18 protein-coding genes and 1 pseudogene are annotated in these 19616 nt (G+C 40.4%); 16 read left to right on the plus strand and 3 right to left on the minus strand.

Going from position 1 to position 19616, the window contains the following annotated elements; genetic code table 11:
* Nucleotides 1-112: 112 nt before the first annotated feature.
* Genes HMPREF0848_RS02100 through HMPREF0848_RS02110 form a run of 3 tightly spaced genes read left to right on the plus strand, consistent with a single transcriptional unit; the run spans nt 113 to nt 2935 of the window.
* A complete protein-coding gene (locus HMPREF0848_RS02100; RefSeq protein WP_008534304.1) occupies nt 113-940 on the plus strand; it encodes an alpha/beta hydrolase in 828 nt (275 codons plus the stop codon).
* A gap of 50 nt (nt 941-990) precedes the next feature.
* Nucleotides 991-1731 (plus strand): esterase family protein, encoded by a 741-nt coding sequence (locus HMPREF0848_RS02105; protein ID WP_008534305.1) that lies wholly within the window; start codon nt 991-993, stop codon nt 1729-1731.
* Nucleotides 1732-1771: 40 nt separating this feature from the next.
* Entirely contained in the window at nt 1772-2935 is a 1164-nt protein-coding gene (locus HMPREF0848_RS02110; RefSeq protein ID WP_008534306.1) for an ATP-grasp domain-containing protein, read from the plus strand.
* Between the two features lie 54 nt (nt 2936-2989).
* Here HMPREF0848_RS02110 and HMPREF0848_RS02115 read toward each other — a convergent pair whose 3' ends face one another.
* Nucleotides 2990-4072, minus strand: a complete 1083-nt coding sequence (locus tag HMPREF0848_RS02115; protein ID WP_008534307.1) for a DEAD/DEAH box helicase — start codon at nt 4070-4072, stop codon at nt 2990-2992.
* Nucleotides 4073-4163: 91 nt separating this feature from the next.
* On the opposite strand from HMPREF0848_RS02115, the gene udk reads away from it, so the two are divergent.
* From udk to mprF, 6 genes are all read left to right on the plus strand, one after another.
* On the plus strand, nt 4164-4799 hold the full coding sequence (udk, locus tag HMPREF0848_RS02120) for a uridine kinase (RefSeq protein WP_008534308.1): 636 nt from the start codon (nt 4164-4166) through the stop codon (nt 4797-4799).
* Between the two features lie 36 nt (nt 4800-4835).
* Nucleotides 4836-6755, plus strand: a complete 1920-nt coding sequence (locus HMPREF0848_RS02125) for an ABC-F family ATP-binding cassette domain-containing protein (protein WP_008534309.1) — start codon at nt 4836-4838, stop codon at nt 6753-6755.
* Nucleotides 6756-6844: 89 nt separating this feature from the next.
* Nucleotides 6845-7105, plus strand: coding sequence for a YiaA/YiaB family inner membrane protein (locus HMPREF0848_RS02130; protein WP_008534311.1), 261 nt, complete (start codon nt 6845-6847; stop codon nt 7103-7105).
* A gap of 70 nt (nt 7106-7175) precedes the next feature.
* Complete coding sequence (locus tag HMPREF0848_RS02135) at nt 7176-7415, plus strand: hypothetical protein (protein ID WP_008534312.1); 240 nt, start codon at nt 7176-7178, stop codon at nt 7413-7415.
* Between the two features lie 349 nt (nt 7416-7764).
* Nucleotides 7765-8484, plus strand: coding sequence for an alpha/beta fold hydrolase (locus HMPREF0848_RS02140; RefSeq protein WP_008534316.1), 720 nt, complete (start codon nt 7765-7767; stop codon nt 8482-8484).
* A complete protein-coding gene (mprF, locus tag HMPREF0848_RS02145; RefSeq protein ID WP_008534318.1) occupies nt 8481-11036 on the plus strand; it encodes a bifunctional lysylphosphatidylglycerol flippase/synthetase MprF in 2556 nt (851 codons plus the stop codon). Before HMPREF0848_RS02140 ends, mprF begins: the two co-directional genes overlap by 4 nt.
* 56 nt (nt 11037-11092) lie before the next feature.
* Here the strand turns inward: mprF and gatD are convergent, their stop codons facing one another.
* Nucleotides 11093-11881, minus strand: coding sequence for a lipid II isoglutaminyl synthase subunit GatD (gene gatD, locus HMPREF0848_RS02150; protein WP_008534320.1), 789 nt, complete (start codon nt 11879-11881; stop codon nt 11093-11095).
* Nucleotides 11881-13224 carry a lipid II isoglutaminyl synthase subunit MurT gene (murT, locus tag HMPREF0848_RS02155; RefSeq protein ID WP_037608795.1) on the minus strand — a complete coding sequence of 448 codons (1344 nt, stop codon included), beginning with the start codon at nt 13222-13224 and terminating at the stop codon, nt 11881-11883. The genes gatD and murT overlap by 1 nt, the downstream gene beginning before the upstream one ends.
* Nucleotides 13225-13325: 101 nt before the next feature.
* Between murT and cdaA the strand changes: the two genes are divergently transcribed.
* The 7 genes and pseudogenes from cdaA (at nt 13326) to HMPREF0848_RS02190 (ending at nt 19560) form a co-directional block, all read left to right on the plus strand.
* Nucleotides 13326-14177: a diadenylate cyclase CdaA gene (gene cdaA, locus HMPREF0848_RS02160; protein WP_021152019.1), complete on the plus strand. Its 852-nt coding sequence runs from the start codon at nt 13326-13328 to the stop codon at nt 14175-14177.
* Nucleotides 14174-15139 (plus strand): CdaR family protein, encoded by a 966-nt coding sequence (locus HMPREF0848_RS02165; protein ID WP_008534322.1) that lies wholly within the window; start codon nt 14174-14176, stop codon nt 15137-15139. Before cdaA ends, HMPREF0848_RS02165 begins: the two co-directional genes overlap by 4 nt.
* 224 nt (nt 15140-15363) lie before the next feature.
* Nucleotides 15364-16716, plus strand: a complete 1353-nt coding sequence (glmM, locus tag HMPREF0848_RS02170) for a phosphoglucosamine mutase (RefSeq protein WP_008534323.1) — start codon at nt 15364-15366, stop codon at nt 16714-16716.
* 2 nt (nt 16717-16718) lie between these two features.
* Nucleotides 16719-17159: a GtrA family protein gene (locus tag HMPREF0848_RS02175; RefSeq protein ID WP_037608797.1), complete on the plus strand. Its 441-nt coding sequence runs from the start codon at nt 16719-16721 to the stop codon at nt 17157-17159.
* A gap of 96 nt (nt 17160-17255) precedes the next feature.
* On the plus strand, nt 17256-17942 hold the full coding sequence (locus tag HMPREF0848_RS02180) for a tRNA (adenine(22)-N(1))-methyltransferase (RefSeq protein ID WP_008534325.1): 687 nt from the start codon (nt 17256-17258) through the stop codon (nt 17940-17942).
* Nucleotides 17932-18720, plus strand: coding sequence for a Nif3-like dinuclear metal center hexameric protein (locus HMPREF0848_RS02185; RefSeq protein ID WP_008534326.1), 789 nt, complete (start codon nt 17932-17934; stop codon nt 18718-18720). The genes HMPREF0848_RS02180 and HMPREF0848_RS02185 overlap by 11 nt, the downstream gene beginning before the upstream one ends.
* Nucleotides 18721-18732: 12 nt before the next feature.
* Nucleotides 18733-19560: pseudogene (locus HMPREF0848_RS02190) on the plus strand (ZIP family metal transporter).
* Nucleotides 19561-19616: the final 56 nt, after the last annotated feature.

The following is a 19616-nucleotide window of genomic DNA, read 5'->3' on the forward strand; positions in this document are numbered from 1 at the left end:
TAAGCTAGTCAATAATTGTAAAAAAGTCAAGAGGGCCTTAGTAATAAGGCTCTTTTTCTGTAAAAATATGGTATAATAGAGTCAAATTTTGAATAGAGTGAGTTTTCTGATAATGAATAAATCTTATTTTTACTTGGTGATGAAAACCCATGAGTTGGAAGTACCATATACTGCTAAACTTCGACGAGTGCGTGTTCTTCTCCCGAAAAATTATGAAACAGATACAGATCGTTCTTACCCTGTTGTGTATTTCCATGATGGTCAGAATGTTCTTTATAGTAAGGAAGCATTTTCAGGTTATTCTTGGAAAATTATTCCGACTCTCAAGCGTAATCCGGATATTTCTCGTATGATTGTAGTGGCTATTGATAATGATGGTCCAAATCGTATGAATGAGTATTCTGCATGGAAGTATCAAGAGTCTAATATTCCTGGTGTTCAGTTTGGAGGAAAGGGAGTTGAGTATGCAGAGTTTGTCATGGATGTGGTGAAGCCTTTCATTGATAAAGAGTACCGTACTCTTTCAGACCGCCAGCACACTGCCATGATTGGTTCTTCACTTGGTGGTAACATCACTCAGTTTATGGGCCTTGATTATAAGGACCAGATTGGGTGTCTAGGAGTATTTTCTTCAGCTAACTGGTTGCATCAAGACGCTTTTGACCGTTATATGGATCGTCAAAAATTAGATTCTGATCAGCGTGTTTATATTTATGTAGGGACAGAGGAGGCTGACGATACGGACAAGACCCTGATGGCTGGTAATATTAAGCAGGCTTATATTGATTCGTCACTGAGTTATTATCATGATTTGATTGACCGTGGTGTTGATTTGGAGAATATCAAAATTCACATTCAATCCGGTGCTGAACATAATGAAGAGGCATGGGCTGAGAATTTACCAGACTGTTTACGCTTTTTCGCTGAGAAGTGGGACTAGTCTTTATTGTCATAACTATTTAATAGCAATTTAGGAAAAGGATTTAAACTATGAATATCGAACATCTTAGCCACTGGAGTGGTCAATTGAACCGTGAAATGTATCTTAATCGTTATGGGCACGCCGGTATCCCTGTGGTAGTTTTTGCTTCATCAGGTGGAAGTCACAATGAATACTATGATTTTGGTATGATTAATGCTTGTGAACGCTTCATTGAAGAAGGGCGTGTGCAATTCTTTACACTTTCAAGTGTAGACAGTGAGAGCTGGCTTTGCGATTGGAAAAATCCACACGATCGTGCAGAAATGCATCGTGCTTATGAACGTTATGTGATTCAAGAAGCCATTCCATTCATCAAACACAAGACTGGTTGGTTTGATCCTATGATGACAACTGGTTGTTCAATGGGTGCTTACCATGCGCTTAATTTCTTCTTGCAACACCCAGATGTTTTCAATAAAGTAGTAGCCCTTAGTGGTGTTTATGATGCACGTTTCTTTGTTGGTGAATACGGAGGAGATGAGGCTATTTACCAAAACTCACCATCAGATTATATTTGGAATCAAAATGATGGTTGGTTTATCGATCGTTATCGTCAATCTGAAATTGTTGTGTGTACAGGTCTTGGTGCCTGGGAACAAGATGGTCTTCCTTCTTATTACAAACTTAAGGAAGCTTTTGAACAAAAGAATATTCCAGCTTGGTTCTCTGAGTGGGGGTACGATGTAGCCCACGATTGGGAATGGTGGCGTAAACAGATGCCGTATTTCCTTGACAACATGAACCTATAATTTTCTTATCTACTGAGTAACTAAAAAAGAGGAATCAGAAATGAATTATATTGTTATTTCACCTTACTATCCACAAAACTTCCAACAGTTTACTGTTGAACTTGCTAATAAGGGAATCACTGTTCTCGGTATTGGTCAAGAGCCTTATGAACAATTGGATCAGCCTTTGAAAGATGCGTTGACTGAATACTTCCGAGTGGATAATTTGGAAAATTTGGATGAAGTGAAACGTGCAGTTGCCTTTCTCTTCTATAAACATGGACCAATCGATCGTATCGAGTCACATAATGAATACTGGTTGGAATTGGACGCAGCCCTTCGTGAACAGTTTAATGTATTTGGTGCTAAGCCGGAGGACCTCAAGAAGACAAAATACAAATCTGAAATGAAAAAGCTTTTCCAAAAGGCTGGTGTCCCAGTTGTACCAGGTGATGTGGTTAAGACAGATGAGGATGTGGATAAGGCTGTAGCCGAAATCGGACTTCCAATGATTGCTAAACCAGACAACGGTGTCGGTGCAGCTGCAACATTCAAACTTGAAACTGAGGACGATATCAATCATTTCAAGGCTGAGTGGGATCATGAAACAGTTTATTTCTTTGAAAAATTTGTGACTTCAAGTGAAATCTGTACTTTTGATGGTTTGTTGGATAGTAATGGCAATATTGTCTTCTCAACAACTTTTGATTATGCCCACACGCCACTTGATTTGATGCTTTACAAGATGGATAATTCTTACTACGTTCTTAAGGATATGGATCCTAAGTTACGTCAGTATGGTGAAGCTATTATCAAAGAATTTGGTATGAAGGAACGTTTCTTCCATATTGAATTCTTCCGTGAAGGTGATGATTATATTGCAATTGAGTATAATAATCGTCCTGCCGGTGGTTTCACTATTGATGTTTATAACTATGCTCATTCTATTGATTTGTACAAGGGTTATGCGGATGTCGTTGTTGGGGAGCCTTTCCCAGCATCTCACTTTGAACCACTTTACTGCTTGGCAACATCACGTCGTGCAAATTCTCACTACGCTTATTCAGAAGAAGAACTCTTCGACAAATACCGTGATCAACTTAAGGTTAAGAAAATCATGCCTGCTGCCTTTGCAGAGTTGCAAGGTGATTACCTCTACATGTTGACAACACCTAGTCGTGAAGAAATGGAACAAATGATTGAGGACTTTGGTAAAAAAGCCTAATTCGTATATGCTAAAAGCACTTCAGCGTTTGAACTGAAGTGCTTTTGTCATGCCTTATTTTTCGTGAAGTTCTTGGTTTTTCAGAACCAGTTCTGAAACTTTGGCGAATTTTTTAAGTTTTTTGAGATCTTCTGAATGGGTTACTAAGCTGATGACACTACCTTCATTTCCCATACGACCAGTACGTCCTGCACGGTGAGTGTAGGCTTCCCGATTTCGAGGAATATCGAAGTTGATGACCACTTCAAGATTTTCAATATCAATTCCTCGTGCCAATAAATCAGTTCCTAGTAAAAGTGAAATCTCATGATTTTTGAATTTTTCCAAGATAACTTTACGGAATTTGACATTAATATCACTGGCGAGTGATACTGCTGAAGCCCCATTAAATTGGAGGCGTTCTTCAGTAGCGCCAAGGTCAGAAAGACTGTTGAAAAAGACAAGTCCACGGAAGTCAGGAATATTAGAGAATTTACGGAGAAGTTCGACACGATGACGTTTATCAACACTAATATAATAGTGTTTGATAGTGTCAAGTTCTTGGTCAGATAAGTCATAAACAATAGTATTTTCCACAAGATCTTGATCGTCAATTTTATTAGTCGCTGAAATGTAGACCATTTGATGGTCACGAGGGACATGGTGGCTGATTTTTGTTACGAAATGGTATTGGCTATCACTAAGTAGTTCATCAAATTCGTCAAGTACAATAGTGTTAACGTTCATCATCTTAATTTTTTTGTGTTTAATCAGCTCAAAGACACGGCCAGGTGTTCCGATAAGAATTTCTGGTCCTTTCTTCAGACGTTCAATTTGACGTTTTTGACTAGAACCAGACAGGAAGAGTTGGGCAGTAAGCCCTAGTGGTTCAGCCCACTGTTTGGTTACGTCGAAAATCTGTCCAGCAAGCTCAGAGTTGGGTGCTAGAATAAGCAATTGCTGAGCTTTTTTTGGCTTTAGAGAAAGGAGAAGTGGGAGGAGGTAGGCCAGAGTCTTACCTGTTCCAGTTGGGCTGATGCCTAAAACATTGTCCCCTTCTGTAATTGGTGCAAAGAGTTCTTTTTGAATGGCAGTTTCTGTCGTGATTTCTTTTTCTTTAAGGAGGTCTTGCCATTGTTCAGGAAAGTTTGTAAACATAAAAGTCTCATTTTCTATATGGATTTGCTTTTATTATATCATGATTTAGTGTAGAATAGATGAGAAAGACTCTATTAGATAGGAATTTACCATGCCTAAAAAACCGATTATTATTGGGGTTACGGGTGGCTCTGGTGGTGGTAAGACCAGTGTTTCTCGTGCCATTTTATCCAATTTTCCAGATGAAAAAATTGCCATGATTGAACATGACTCGTACTATAAGGATCAGTCTCATTTGACTTTTGAGGAGCGTGTGTCAACTAACTATGACCATCCCTTTGCCTTTGATACAGATCTCATGATTGAACATATCAATGAGTTGATTGCTGGGCGTCCGGTGGATATTCCGATTTATGATTATACACAACACACTCGTAGTGCCAAGACTTATCGTCAGGAGCCTCAGGATGTTTTTATCGTTGAAGGGATTTTGGTACTTGAGGATAAACGCTTGCGTGATTTGATGGATATCAAGCTCTTTGTAGATACTGATGATGACATTCGTATTATTCGCCGTATCAAGCGTGATATGGAAGAACGTGGTCGTAGCTTGGATAGTATTATTGAGCAGTATATCAGTGTTGTAAAACCAATGTACCACCAGTTTATCGAACCTACGAAACGTTATGCGGATGTGGTCATTCCTGAAGGTGTCACAAATACTGTTGCTATCGATTTGATAAATACTAAGGTAGCAAGCATCTTGAAAGAAAGTAAGGAAGCCTAAGCAAGAGCTTGGCTTTTTTGGTATAATTAAAACGTTATGATTATTTTACAAGGAAACAAAATAGAGCGCTCTTTTTCAGGAGATGTGCTCTTTGATAATATTAATATTCAGGTGGATGAGCGAGATCGTATTGCCCTTGTTGGACGTAACGGTGCTGGGAAATCAACCTTATTGAAAATCCTAGTTGGAGAGGAAGCGCCGACAAGTGGTGAGATTAATACGAAACGTGATTTGAACCTGTCTTATCTGGCTCAGGATAGTCGTTTTGAGTCTAGCAATACCATTTACGCTGAAATGTTAAATGTTTTTGCCGGTCTTCGTGCCGATGAAAAACGTCTGCGTGACATGGAAATGAAGATGGCTGAGTTGACTGGGGCAGACTTGGACAAGCTAATGACCGACTATGACCGCCTTTCCGAGGATTTCAGACAAAGAGGTGGTTTTACTTACGAATCTGATATCAGAGCCATTCTCAATGGTTTCAAGTTTGATGAAAGCATGTGGGAGATGCCTATTTCAGATCTTTCTGGAGGACAGAATACCCGCCTGGCCTTGGCTAAAATGTTGCTAGAGAAGCCTGAACTTTTGGTACTGGATGAACCGACCAACCACTTGGATATCGAAACTATCGCCTGGTTGGAGAATTACCTGATCAATTATCAGGGTGCTCTAATCATTGTCAGTCACGACCGTTATTTTTTGGATAAGGTAGCGACAGTAACCCTAGATTTGACCAAACATAGCTTGGATCGTTATGTCGGAAACTATTCAACATTCATGGATCTCAAGGCTGAAAAGTTGGCCACTGAAGCCAAAAACTTCGAAAAGCAACAAAAAGAAATTGCTAAGCTGGAGGACTTTGTTAATCGTAATATTGTCCGTGCCTCTACAACCAAGCGTGCCCAGGCCCGTCGTAAACAACTTGAGAAAATGGAAAGACTGGATAAGCCAACAGAAGGCCAAAAGTCAGCCAATATGACTTTCCATGCGGACAAGGTCTCTGGGAATGTGGTCTTGACAGTTAGGGATGCTGCCATTGGTTACGATGATGAGATTCTTTCGGAGCCTATTTCTCTGGATGTTAAGAAGATGGATGCCATTGCCATTGTAGGGCCTAATGGTATTGGTAAAACGACCTTTATCAAGTCGGTAGTGGGGCAATTGCCTTTTATCAAGGGAACGTCGACCTATGGTGCCAATGTTGAAGTAGGTTATTATGATCAAACCCAATCTGCCTTGACGCCCTCAAATACTGTCCTTGATGAGTTGTGGAATGATTTTGCAACCACCCCTGAAGTTGAGATTCGTAACCGTCTGGGTGCTTTTCTCTTCTCAGGTGATGATATCAAAAAGTCGGTTTCCATGCTTTCTGGTGGTGAAAAGGCTCGTCTGCTCCTAGCCAAACTATCAATGGAAAACAATAACTTCCTGATTCTGGATGAACCGACCAACCACTTGGACATTGATAGCAAGGAAGTCTTGGAAAATGCCCTTATTGACTTTGATGGAACGCTTCTCTTTGTCAGCCATGACCGTTACTTTATCAACCGTGTGGCCACCAAAGTGATGGAAATTTCTGAGGATGGGGCAACCATTTATCTTGGGGATTATGATTATTATCTTGAGAAGAAGGCTGAGCTTGAAGAGTTGGCACGACTTGAGGCAGAAGAAAATCAAGGACAAGAAGAGGTTCAAGTAGCTTCGGCAGGTGCTAATGATTATCAAGCTCAAAAAGCCAATCAGAAAGAGATGCGTAAACTAAGCCGACGCATTGAGCAAATTGAAAATGAGCTAGAGACCATTGAAGAACGCTTGGAGGAAATCACTGCTGCCATGCTTGAAACAAATGAAGTAGCGGAATTATCTGACTTGCAGAAAGAGTTAGATGAGTTATCAGTCAATCAAGAGGCTCTGATGGAAGAGTGGAGCGACTTATCAGAACAATTGGAAGGTTAAGGAAATATGAGAGCCTTTTCATGTTTTGAGTTGTGAAAGGCTTACATTGTTGGTATAATGGTCTTAGTATATAAAAGGAGACTAGCTTTATGAACAAAGTAAAGAAAAAAGTGTATCGTAACACAACATCTTTCAACATGATGGCTTGGGCATCATTTGCCTTCTTCGTAATCTTGATGTTGGTTGGCCTCTATACCCTTAAAGAGCCTTTGATGGTTAAGGGTTACTACCTTATGGGATGTGTTGGTTTGATCTCATCATCATTTACAGTATCTAAGGTTGTCCGTGATAACCAAGAAGATGAAGAAAACTATAACAAACTCATTGCCCAACAAACTTTCGAACAATAAGAGGAGGAGCCTGAAAAGGCTTTTTCTTTTTGAATAGTGCCATTTAATTATTTACCCAAATAATCAAAAAGTGTCTTTAGTAAATATAGATGATTATAATAAAAACCATCTTACATATGAAATTGATTTTCATGATTATAAAAAGTTTTATATTTTAGATACTCAAAATCATCAAATTTCTGAGAAAACAAAATATGATAATGAAGAGAGTGCCGTAGTAACCACTGCTTCTTATACAGAAGATATGAATACAGCAATTGATTTTACATTTGATTTTGGTGAAGGCGGTAATTATTTAATGCATTCATAGAATACAAGAAATACAAATAATTTCTTCGTAAAACAATCGAAGAAAGCTAGACGAGACTTCCCGCTGTGAGAAAAGTGGTTGAATCATTATAGAATTAGTCATGGAACTTCGAAGAAGGTCGCTGACGTCCGTACTCACTTAAGGGAAGTCTCAAAAAGATTTTATTTATAAAAGCCTGAAAAGGCTTTTTCTTTTTTGCAGAAAATGCACAAATATTCTGACTCTTACCTAAGGGAAGTGTTATAATGTAGTGAGAGGGTCTGAGCACCTTGTTTTATGGTATCGGACCTTATACCTTATAAGACTAATCATCGTATAAGAATACGGTAGTGAAAAGGTAGGTAATATTATGGAATTCAAAGTTAAAGATGGTCAAATCATCTATTATCGGGATCTTGGTAAGGGTTTTCCAATTGTCTTTTTGCATGGCAATAATTTGTCTGGAAACTACTTTGCTAAGCAAGGAATTCTATATCGAGACTATCGCTTAATTTTTATTGATAGTCGTAATCACGGTAGATCCAGTCGTCAGAGTGTTAAGATGACCTTTGAACAGATGGCTGCCGATTTGGAGGAAATTTTGCAATTTTTAAATATCAAAAAGGCCTTGTTTGTTGGTCACAGTGATGGGGCCAATCTAGCTATGGTTTATGCTAGTCGCTTTCCTGACCGGATTGCGGGTCTCTTACTGAATGCGGGTAACATGACCTTTAATGGTTTGACTAGACGCTCAAGATTCTTGGTTCATTTACAATATCTTTGTTTGAAGGCCTTATCGCCATTTTCAGCTAAAATGGATATTATGGCAAAAGTAACAGGTCTCATGTTGCATGATTTACCCTTGGATAGGGAGCAATTACACAAGGCACCCTATCCTGTTTGGGTGGTTATGGGGCAAAGGGATGTTATTAGTTTTAGGCATTCCAAAGAGATTTCGGAACTCTTTCCGATTCATAAGCTGTATGTTGAGCGTCGGCAAGGACACCGTTTAGCTCAACGAAAATACAAGGTCTTTAATCAAATAATTCGTGATTTAGTGAGAATTAGTCGAAAAGAGGTGGTGGCATGAAGAGTCTTTTGGAGAGATTACAACCTTTAAAAACAGCAATCAAATCCATCTTCTTTATCTCAATTACGGTTCTTGTCGTTATTGAACTGGTCCGGTTGAAGCGAACCATTACATTAGAGTCGTTAGAATCGGCTCTGTCAGGCTTGTCTATTTGGCACCTTATTCTCATGATTATAATTGGGTTAGTCGCCGTACTCCCCATGTTGTTTTATGATTTAATCCTGAATAAGGAGTTAGAGACGGATTATTCCAAACCCTATATTTTAGAGACGAGTTGGGCGGTTAATACGATTAATAACCTGGCTGGTTTTGCTGGTTTGGTTGATGTCGGTTTACGGTATTCTTTCTATTCTGAGGATGGGCAGGAAAAGACGGGTGTTAAAGCACTGTCGCGTTTATTGCCTTACTTTATGTCGGGATTGTCACTCTTGAGTGGCTTGGTATTTGTTAGTTTTTGGTTTCTTCCTCTGAGTCCAGATTTAAGAAAGTATTGGCTGCTTTTGTTAGGGATTTTCCTTTATTTGCCCTTTATTTTCTTTATTTCCAGTCGGGAAAAGTTGGCCTATTTTGGGCAGGTACCTTTGAAAACGAGGCTAAGTCTTCTTTTGGCTTCTACAGCTGAGTGGGGAACTGCTCTTGGGAGCTTTGTCAGTGTCGCCTATTTGATGGGATTACATGTTCATCTTTACAATCTGATTCCGCTCTACCTACTAGCTGTTATCATTGGTATTTTCTCAATGATTCCAGGAGGGATTGGTAGTTTTGATCTTATTGTCATTACTGGTCTAACCTCAATGGGTGTTAGTAATGCCATGGCGGTTAGCTTGCTCTTACTTTTTCGTTTGACTTACTATGTCATTCCATTCTTGTTGGGAGTCGTCTTCTTTTTCAAACACATGGGAGGACGTATCAATGATAAGTATTTCAGGGTTTCTTCACGGGTATTTGCAGGGAGCTTATATCGTTTCTTGGTCTATCTCTTGCGTTTCTTGGGAATCTTCTTGATTTTGTCAGCTTTAATTCCAGAACGGTTGGCTGATGTCTATTTGATTAACCGTTTTGATCCAATTCAGGAACAGTTGATTTGGCAGTTCCCAAGTATTTTATTTGGAACTCTCTTTATTTTCATGGCTCGTCTCATTAAGCGTCGGGTTAAGGGAGCATTTCCTGCCTCTTTATTAACCTTTGTCTTAGCCTTGATTTATGTCAACCTTAATGGCATTTCTTGGGCCATGACCTTCTTGATTTCACTTTCTTTGGTGATTGTGCTTATTATCAGAAAGAAATTGATCCATCGTTATTTTGTGTATAGCTGGGAAGATAAGACTAAAGATTTCCTCTTTCTTGCTTTTACGATTTTGGTTCTCCTTGTTTTAGGGGGAAATGGTTTCTGGTCTCATCTCTTGCCACCGAAGAGCCGTGATGTTCTTGGACATTTTATCCATATCTGGTTTAATATTTTATTGGCAGCTGTTATCATTGCAACCATTGTTTGGGGGCTCTTGAAAATTTTGGCACCTCGTAAGACTTTCGGTCAAAAAATGGATGATGAACGTTTTACAGCTCTTTTGTCAAAATATGGAGGTGCATCAGAAAGTGCTTTGGCTTACCTACATGACAAACACCTCTTTTGGTATCGTGTTGATGGACAGGACCAAGTAGTTTTCCAATTCGCTCAAACCAGTAACAAGTGCGTGGTTATGGGAAATCCGATTGGGAATGAAGATTATTATCGACCAGCATGGGAAGCCTTTCTAAGCGCTTTATCTGATTGGAATCTGCAAGCCCTATTTTATGAGGCAGATGAAAGTATTACCCTCATGCTTCATGACTATGGATTTGACTTCATGAAGTTCGGAGAAAATGCTATGGTTGACTTGACGACGTTTTCGGTTGAAGGAAAGCATGGTAAGAAATTCCGTAAACCGACTAATCGCGTGGAAAAAGCTGGTTTCCAATTTAAATTGCTTCAACCGCCATTTTCAGAGACTCAAATGCAGGAAATGAGAGCTGTCTCAGATGTTTGGCTTAATGGTCGTAAGGAGAAAGGTTTCTCTCTTGGTTTCTTCGATGAAGCCTATCTGCAACAAGCGCCGATTGCCATTGTTGAGAGTGAAGAGGGAGAAATTGTTGCCTTTGCCAATATCATGCCAACCAAAAATAAAAGAGTGGCCACGATTGACCTCATGCGATATGACTTTGAAAAGGCACCTGAAGGCATTATGGACTACCTCTTTGTCAAACTCTTCCAATACTTCCAAGCAGAAGGCAAGCAGTACTTTGATATGGGGATGGCTCCCCTAGCCAACGTCGGTACTGAAGAAGATAGTTTCTTAGAAGAAAAGGTTGCCAATCTGGTTTATGTTTTTGCACAGCGTTTTTACTCTTTCAGTGGCCTCCAACGTTATAAGGAAAAATTCTCTCCAATCTGGTCTCCAAAATATATCGTCTATCCAAAAAGAACCTGGCTCTTGTTTGATATGATTGCTATTCTAAGGATTGATAATCGTAAAATTGAAGACAGAATGAAGAAAAGACGTCTTTGGAAATAGAGATAACATGAAAATAGCGAAGCCGATTGGCTTCGCTATTTTGCTATGTAGAAGACTTACTTTTCGAATTCTGCTTTTGATTTAGTATCTGCATACTCTTCAGCTACCTCGCTTGAGAGGATGTCATCATAACTTGGCAGTGAAATGTCCTGGCCATACTTGTTACGAAGGGCTGTAGTTACCAGTCGGTAGGCGAGGTTGGCATTACGAGAAAGAATTGGGCCGTGGAAGTAGCTACCATAAACATTCTTGTAGTGAACACCCTCGGAACCGTCTTCCTTATTGTTACCATTACCGTAGACCACCTTTCCAAGTGGTTTCTCGTCATCTGAAAGGAAGGTACGTCCTTGGTGATTTTCAAAGCCATAATAGGTTTCATCGAATTCTTCGTTATGAATTTTGATGTCACCGATGTAACGGTTATTTTCTTGATTGAGGGTGTAGTGGCCCATAACACCAATGCCGTCAATGCGAACCCCGTTAGCTTGGATGTAATATTGTCCAAGAAGTTGGAAACCACCGCAGATGGCTAGGATGACCTTATTATCTTGGATGAATTGATCAATAGCGTCACGTTTAGATGGTAGGTCTTTGGCAACGATGGATTGTTCGTAGTCTTGACCACCTCCAAAGAAGACCATGTCGTAGTGATCTTTGTCAAAGTCGTCCCCAACAGAAACGATATCGAAGGTCATTTTAGCACCAAGTTTTTCCCCCACGTATTTGATCATAAGGACATTACCATTGTCCCCGTAGGTATTGAGCAGATTACCATAAAGGTGGGCAACATTTAGGTCGTAGGTGTAGTCACGATTTTCTGGAGATTTGAGAGAAGTATAGGTCATTAGTTCATCTCCTTTCCGACAGCATGACGTTGGGCAAGAATGTCACGAAATTCAAGCATGGCAGTATAGGTAGCTAGGATATAGGCATGGTCGCAATCTTGCTTTTCAATCAAGGCCATAATATCTTCGAGCTTTTCTGCTTGCGTAATCTTGTCCTCTGGGTAGCCAGTCACACGAAGACGGCGGGCAATTTCAGAGTGACGGACACCACCAGCATTAATCTCAGGAATATCCATGTCGAGAATGCTTTCAAAGTTGGCATCCCAAATCCAGCTAGTATCAATACCGTCAGCATAGTTGGCGTTAAGAAGAACTGACAAGCTAAATGGATAATCTGCAAGCTTAATCATTTCGAGAGCTTGGCTAGCGCCAACTGGATTCTTAATGAGTACGAGGGTACATGATTTGTTGCCAATCTTAAAGGTTTCTTGGCGTCCAAAAACGGCACGGCTCTTATTAAACCCAGCCTTGATTTTTTCAGGAGCCACACCGAAGAATTCAGCAACAGAAACCGCAGCAAGGGCATTGTAGATGTTGTAGAGACCACCGACATTAATCTTGTAGTCTTGTCCATCAATGACAAATTCAGAAGTCGTGTTAGTGATTTTAGTCAACTTCGTTAGCTTATAATCTAATTCTGGACGGTGGAAATCGCAGTTAGGGCAGGTGTAGTCACCCAAGTTAGCGTAAGTATTGAGGCGATACTGAAGAATACGCTCACACTTAGGACAGACAATGCCTTCAGTATTATAATGGGCCAGCTCTGGCGCATGCTTTTCAGTATCAAAACCATAGAAACGTACAGGATTGATGACTTCTTTAGAGTTGAAGAGGGGACTGTCCCCATTAGCCAAAATAGTAGCCTTGGGTGCCTTGGCGGCACCATCTAAAATCATCTGATAAGTAGTATAGATTTCACCGTAGCGGTCCATTTGGTCACGGAAAATATTTGTGAAGACAAATAGACTTGGGGTGATGTACTCTGTGATTTTTGGTAGGCTGGCTTCGTCAATCTCCAAGACAGCGATTTTCTTACCTGATTTAGCTCTTTTAGCGGTTAGGAAAGTAGAAGTAATCCCTGTGATCATGTTGGCTCCACTAGGATTGGTCACAATGTCACCAAAAGCTTCTTTTAAGATTCCAACTGTCAAAGCTGTTGTTAGAGTCTTTCCGTTGGTTCCTGTAACAACGACGATTTCATAATCTTTGGCCAGTGTGTCTAAAATGTTTTTGTCAAATTTAAGGGCGATTTTTCCTGGGAGGGTTGACCCACGTCCTAATTTGGAGAGGACAAAGTGGCTAGTCTTTCCTGCCAAGATACCCATGGTAGTTTTTATAGTCATGAATTTATTTTATCACAAAAAGTAGTGATTGTAGTCTCAAAATAGTTTGAATTCGTGGTATAATAGGAACTGTTTAAAAATTAAAAGAAAGTGTGATATGTATGGGTATACTGTCGTCCATTGATATTGATTTCTGGCGGTCACTCTTTGATAGTCCGTTGAAAGTTATCGTCAATAGTTTGGACATATTGATTGTTGCTTTTTTAATTTACCGCTTTATTAGGGCCCTGAGGGGAACCAAAATCATGACCCTAGTTCAAGGGGTAGTCTTATTTATTTTTGTAAAATTTATTTCTGATTTTATAGGCTTCACAACGATTTCTTATTTGATGAATCAGGTTATCAACTATGGTGCCATTGCGGCGGTTGTAATCTTTGCGCCAGAGCTTCGTTCTGCACTTGAAACCTTTGGACGTACGCCTCAGCATTTTTTGCAAAATAAAGAAGTGAGTTCAGATGAGAAATTGGTTCAAGCTTTTGTTAAAGCCGCTAAGTATATGAGCCCTCGTAAGATTGGAGCCCTCGTCTCTATTGAACAGACGCAAACTCTGCAAGAACAAATTGTGACAGGAATTCCGCTTGATGCAGTTGTAACAGGGGAACTGTTGATTAATATTTTTATCCCTAATACACCGCTTCATGATGGGGCAGTTATCATCAGAGATAATAAGGTTGCGACAGCTTGTTCTTATCTACCGCTTTCGGAATCTAATAAAATTTCTAAGGAATTCGGAACACGTCACAGGGCCGCTATTGGTCTTTCAGAGCAAACAGATGCTCTTACCTTTGTCGTATCTGAAGAAACAGGTGCGATTTCCATTGCTTATAAGGGTAATTTCTTGCATGGACTGTCCATTCAAGAGTTTGAGCAAGAGTTGAGTCTTATTTTGTTGAAAGAGCAAGAACCTCGTCAGTCATTCTTCCAACGTTGGATGGGAGGTAGCAAAAAATGAAACGCATTGTCCGTGTATTAAAAAATGATCGTTGGTGGCAAATACTAGTTGCGCTCTTCTTTGCGGTTACGCTATTCGTCACGGCTTGGTCTGGTAATACGCAAAATAAAAGTAATAGCTCAAGTGCTTCGAATACCTTCACGCAAACAGTAGAATCTGTTCCTGTAGATATTAAGTACGACAGTGATAATTACTTTATCAGTGGTTATTCTTATGACGCTGAGGTTTATTTGACAGCGACTACTCAGTTAGCTTTGACGACTGAAGCAACAAGCGATACGCGCCATTTTAAGTTAGTTGCAGATTTGTCAAATCTTGGCCAAGGGACAAGTCGGGTTCCTATTCAGGTTAAGAATTTACCAGCTGGAATGTCTGCCCAAGTATCGCCATCGACCTTGACAGCAACCATTGGTAAAAAAGCTAGCAAGACATTTGATGTGGTTGCAAATATCACACCAGATAAGTTGGCTAATGGCTACGAAGTAAAAAAGGTTAGCTTGGATGAAACCAAGGTAGAGGTGACATCAAGTGAAGATATCATCAATCAAATTGACCACGTTCAAGCAGTTTTGGAAGGCGGTGCCAACTTGTCTGATGATTATGATGGCAACTTATTGTTGCAAGCTGTTTCAGCTAATGGGACAGTCTTGGCTAGCTCGATTTCTCCAGCTAAGGTTCATGCCAAAATTACTTTGAGAAAATTGAGCAAATCTGTCCCTGTTAAGGTAGAGTTGACTGGAGATAAGGCTAGCAATGTGTCTAGTATCAGTTATAGTTTTGATCGAGGCCATGTGACCATTGTTGGTAGTCAGGAAGCTATGGATAAGATTGATAGCATCACTGTTCCAGTAGATATTAGTCATGTGACCAAGGATACTACACAAACGCTCAAGCTTTCAGCTGATGGTGTGACAGTGCAACCAAATACGGTTAAAGTTAATTTGAAGGTCACCCAAAAATAGAGAATGGCCATTTTCCAAGTTTATGTAAAATAGACAAAATGGAGAAGGCTTAATCTGGTAAAATTGGCGCAATAGCCAAAAAGTTATACAAGAAGGGTTGAAAATATCGGTGAAATCAGATAAAGTTAAACTATCTAGGTAGATTTCACTAGATTACTTTTGCTCTTGTTAGACAGCATCAAAGTTTAAGGAGGATTTAGTGCTGGGGCACTAAAAATAAAATTATGGGTAAATATTTTGGAACAGACGGTGTTCGTGGAGAAGCTAATGTTGAGCTCACGCCTGAATTGGCCTTTAAATTAGGTCGCTTCGGTGGTTATGTGCTTAGCCAACACGAAACTGGCCGTCCTAAGGTCTTTGTGGCACGTGATACACGTATTTCAGGGGAAATGTTAGAATCAGCTTTGGTGGCAGGTCTTTTATCAGTAGGTATCGAAGTCTACAAACTTGGAGTACTTGCGACTCCAGGTGTTTCATACTTGGTACGTACGGAAAATGCCAGTGCTGGTGTTATGATTTCAGCCAGCCATAATCCAGCTCTTGATAATGGTATTAAGTTCTTTGGGGGAGATGGCTTTAAATTGGATGATGCGCGTGAAGCGGAAATTGAAGCCCTTCTTGATGCAGCAGAGGATACTCTTCCACGTCCATCAGCTGAGGGTCTTGGAACACTTGTAGATTATCCAGAAGGTCTTCGCAAGTATGAAAAATTCTTGGTGGCAACAGGTGTTGATCTTGGTGGACTGAAGGTTGCCTTGGACACTGCTAATGGTGCAGCTGCTGTGTCAGCTCGTAATGTTTTCCTTGATTTGAATGCCGATATTACGGTTATCGGGGATCAACCAGATGGTCTTAACATCAATGCTGGAGTGGGTTCAACACATCCAGAGCAATTGCAAGCCTTGGTTAAAGAAAGTGGTTCAGCCATTGGTCTTGCCTTTGATGGGGATAGTGACCGTCTCATCGCTGTTGATGAAAATGGTGATATTGTTGATGGCGACAAGGTCATGTATATTATCGGTAAACACTTGTCTGAAAAAGGTGAGTTGGCTAAAAATACAATTGTGACAACTGTTATGTCAAACCTTGGTTTCCACAAGGCACTTGATCGTGAGGGAATTAACAAGGTCGTGACTGCCGTTGGTGACCGTTATGTTGTAGAAGAAATGCGTAAAAATGGCTATAACCTTGGTGGTGAACAGTCTGGTCACGTTATTATCATGGATTACAATACAACTGGTGATGGTCAATTGACAGCTATTCAATTGACTAAAGTCATGATTGAAACAGGTAAGAGCTTGTCTGAATTAGCATCAGAAGTGACGATTTACCCTCAAAAACTGGTTAATATTCGTGTGGAAAATAGCATGAAAACTAAAGCCATGGAAGTTCCTGCGATTGCAGCTATCATTGAAAAAATGGAAGCTGAGATGGCTGGGAACGGTCGTATCTTGGTTCGCCCTAGTGGTACAGAACCTCTCCTTCGTGTTATGGCAGAAGCACCAACAGATGATGAAGTGAATTACTATGTTGACACTATTGCGGATGTCGTCCGTGCGGAAATTGGGTTGGACTAAATATGATTAATAAGCTTAAAGCTTTTATGGCCACAGAAGTTTTTAAATACCTTTTCTTTGGTGTTTTGGCGACTGTAGTTTATATGGTTAGTCGTACCTTGATTTTCGCTGTGAGTCAACAAGGTACCCTATCAGCAGTTTTGGCAAATGCCATTGCCATCGTTTTTGCTTTTTTCACGAATGATGTTTTTGTGTTCAGTCAAGCAAAAGCTGGTATGGCTACACGCTTTGTTAAATTTGTGGGAGCTCGTCTCTTAACCTTAGTTCTTGATTTGGCTCTCGCCTATTTCTTGGTAGATACCTATCCAGAGATTATCGGTCAATTTGTTGGTCATAGTCATGCTTGGGTAAATGGAATTGAAAGCTTATTCTCACAAGTTTTGATTATTGTTCTTAACTACGTTATTTCAAAATTCTTTGTCTTTACTGGAGACAAGACATAAGATACAAGGAAGTTGCTAGGAAATGTGTTAAAAGCATTTCTTACCAACCTCCTTTTTTGATATAATGAAGAGACTTTAAAAATAGAAAGATGAAAGATGTACGTACAATTATCTCAACGCCTTAAGGACGTAGCAACCTTCGTCCCTAAAGACGCAAAACTTTTAGATGTAGGTAGTGACCACGCCTACCTCCCTATTTATTTACTTGAAAAGGGCTTGATTCACTCAGCTATTGCTGGTGAAGTGGTGAAAGGCCCTTATGAATCTGCTCTTACTAATGTCTCAGCTTCTGGTTTCAAAGATAAGATTGACGTGCGCTTGGCTAACGGCTTGGCAGCTTTTGAACCTTCTGATGCTGTCACAACTATCACGATTTGTGGTATGGGGGGACGTTTGATTGCGGATATTCTTGATTCTGGTAAGGATAAACTTAAAGGTGTGGAACGTCTGATTCTGCAACCCAATAATCGTGAAGACGACCTTCGTATTTGGTTGATGGAAAATGGTTTTGTCATTGTCGCAGAAGCCATCATGACCGAAAATGGCAAATACTACGAAATTATGGTGGCTGAGGCTGGTCAAATGACTCTATCAGATAAAGAGGTTCGCTTTGGACCTCATCTCATGAAAGACCAGTCTCAAGTCTTCCAGCTCAAATGGCAACGTGAAAACAATAAATTGGAGATTGCTTTAGGATCCATTCCTCTTGCCAATCAGTCTGACCGTGCAGCTGTCGAAGAGAAAATCCAAACCATTAAGGAGGTTTTGAACCATGTTAGCTAGTGAACTTATCAAGTCTTATGAAAGCTTTTGTCCACAGGAACTTTCCATGAAAGGTGATGTGGTTGGCTTGCAGATTGGCAGTCTGGACAAAGAAATTCAGAAGGTCATGGTTACCTTGGATGTTCGTGAGAATACAGTAGCCGAAGCCATTGAAAAAGGTGTGGACCTCATCATTGCCAAACATGCCCCTATTTTCCGTCCGGTTAAGGATTTGGTGTCTTCGCCTGACCGTGATATTTTGCTTGATCTTGTAAAGAACGACATTGCTGTCTATGTGAGTCATACCAATATTGATGTGGTGGATGATGGTCTCAATGATTGGTTTTGTGACTTACTTGATATTAAGAAGACGACTTATTTGACGGAGACTGCTGACAAACAAGGAATCGGTCGAGTGGGTGATATTGTGCCACAAACCATTGAAGAACTTGCTCTTAAAGTCAAGTCTGTTTTTGGCTTAGATAGTATTCGCCTGGTTCGTTATAATCATGAAAATCCTCTTGTTAACCGTGTGGCTATTTGTGGTGGTAGCGGTCAAGGATTTTACAAGGATGCTTTGACAAAGGGCGCACAAGTCTTTATCACGGGTGATGTTTATTACCATACTGGTCAGGAAATGATTACCAATGGCCTCTTGGCAATTGATCCTGGTCACCATATTGAAGCTCTCTTTATCGCAAAGATTGCTGAGAAACTTGAGGCTTGGAAGCTTGAGAAGGGCTGGAATGTGACAATTCTTGAAAGTCAGTCGTCAACTAATCCCTTTGACCATCTCTAGGAGGATCTATCTGTGACTTGGCTTTTACATCAACATGTGGTCTTGTTGGCCTTACTTGCTGGTCTTTTCACTTGGGGTTGTACCATTGTCGGCTCGGCTATTGTTTTCTTTTTCAAGCATATTAGCCGTAAATTGTTAGATATCATGATGGGCTTTGCGGCTGGAGTCATGATTGCGGCCTCATTCTGGTCACTCTTGGACCCTTCTTTAGCTTATGCTAGCCAAAATGGCTATGGGAAGTGGTCTTGGTTTCCAGCGGCAGCTGGCTTCTTACTTGGTGGTGTCGCTCTTCGTTTGATTGATGCTGTCGTCCCTCACTTGCATTTGGGAAATGATATTTCAAAAGCAGAAGGTATTCAACCTCGTAAGAAGAAATTGTCAAAGACAGCCCTACTCTTTTTGGCTATTACGATTCATAATTTTCCAGAGGGATTAGCAGTCGGTGTGACTTTCGGAGCCTTGGCTGGTGGCAATATGACATTCGCGGGTCTGATGGGAGCCATTGGTCTAGCTATAGGGATTGGTTTGCAGAATGTCCCTGAAGGTGTAGCCCTTTCTATCCCAATTCGAGCAGATGGAAAATCTTGACTTAAGGCCTTTTATTGGGGGTCTATGTCAGCTATCGTTGAGCCTATAGGTGCAGTTATGGGTGCCGCTCTTGTCATGTGGATGATGGCAATCATCCCTTACGCTTTGGCTTTTGCGGCTGGTGCCATGATCTTTGTAGTAACGGAAGAATTGATTCCTGAATCACAGACTAATGGTAATACTGATGTAGCAACCTTGGGCCTTATGGTTGGCTTTGTCGTCATGATGGTTATGGATGTGGCCTTGGGATAAAAGAAATACAAAGAGCTGTGCCTATGTGTATAGGACTCAGCTCTTTTCAAATAGAT

The organism is Streptococcus sp. C150, assembly GCF_000187445.1.
GTDB lineage: Bacteria > Bacillota > Bacilli > Lactobacillales > Streptococcaceae > Streptococcus > Streptococcus raffinosi.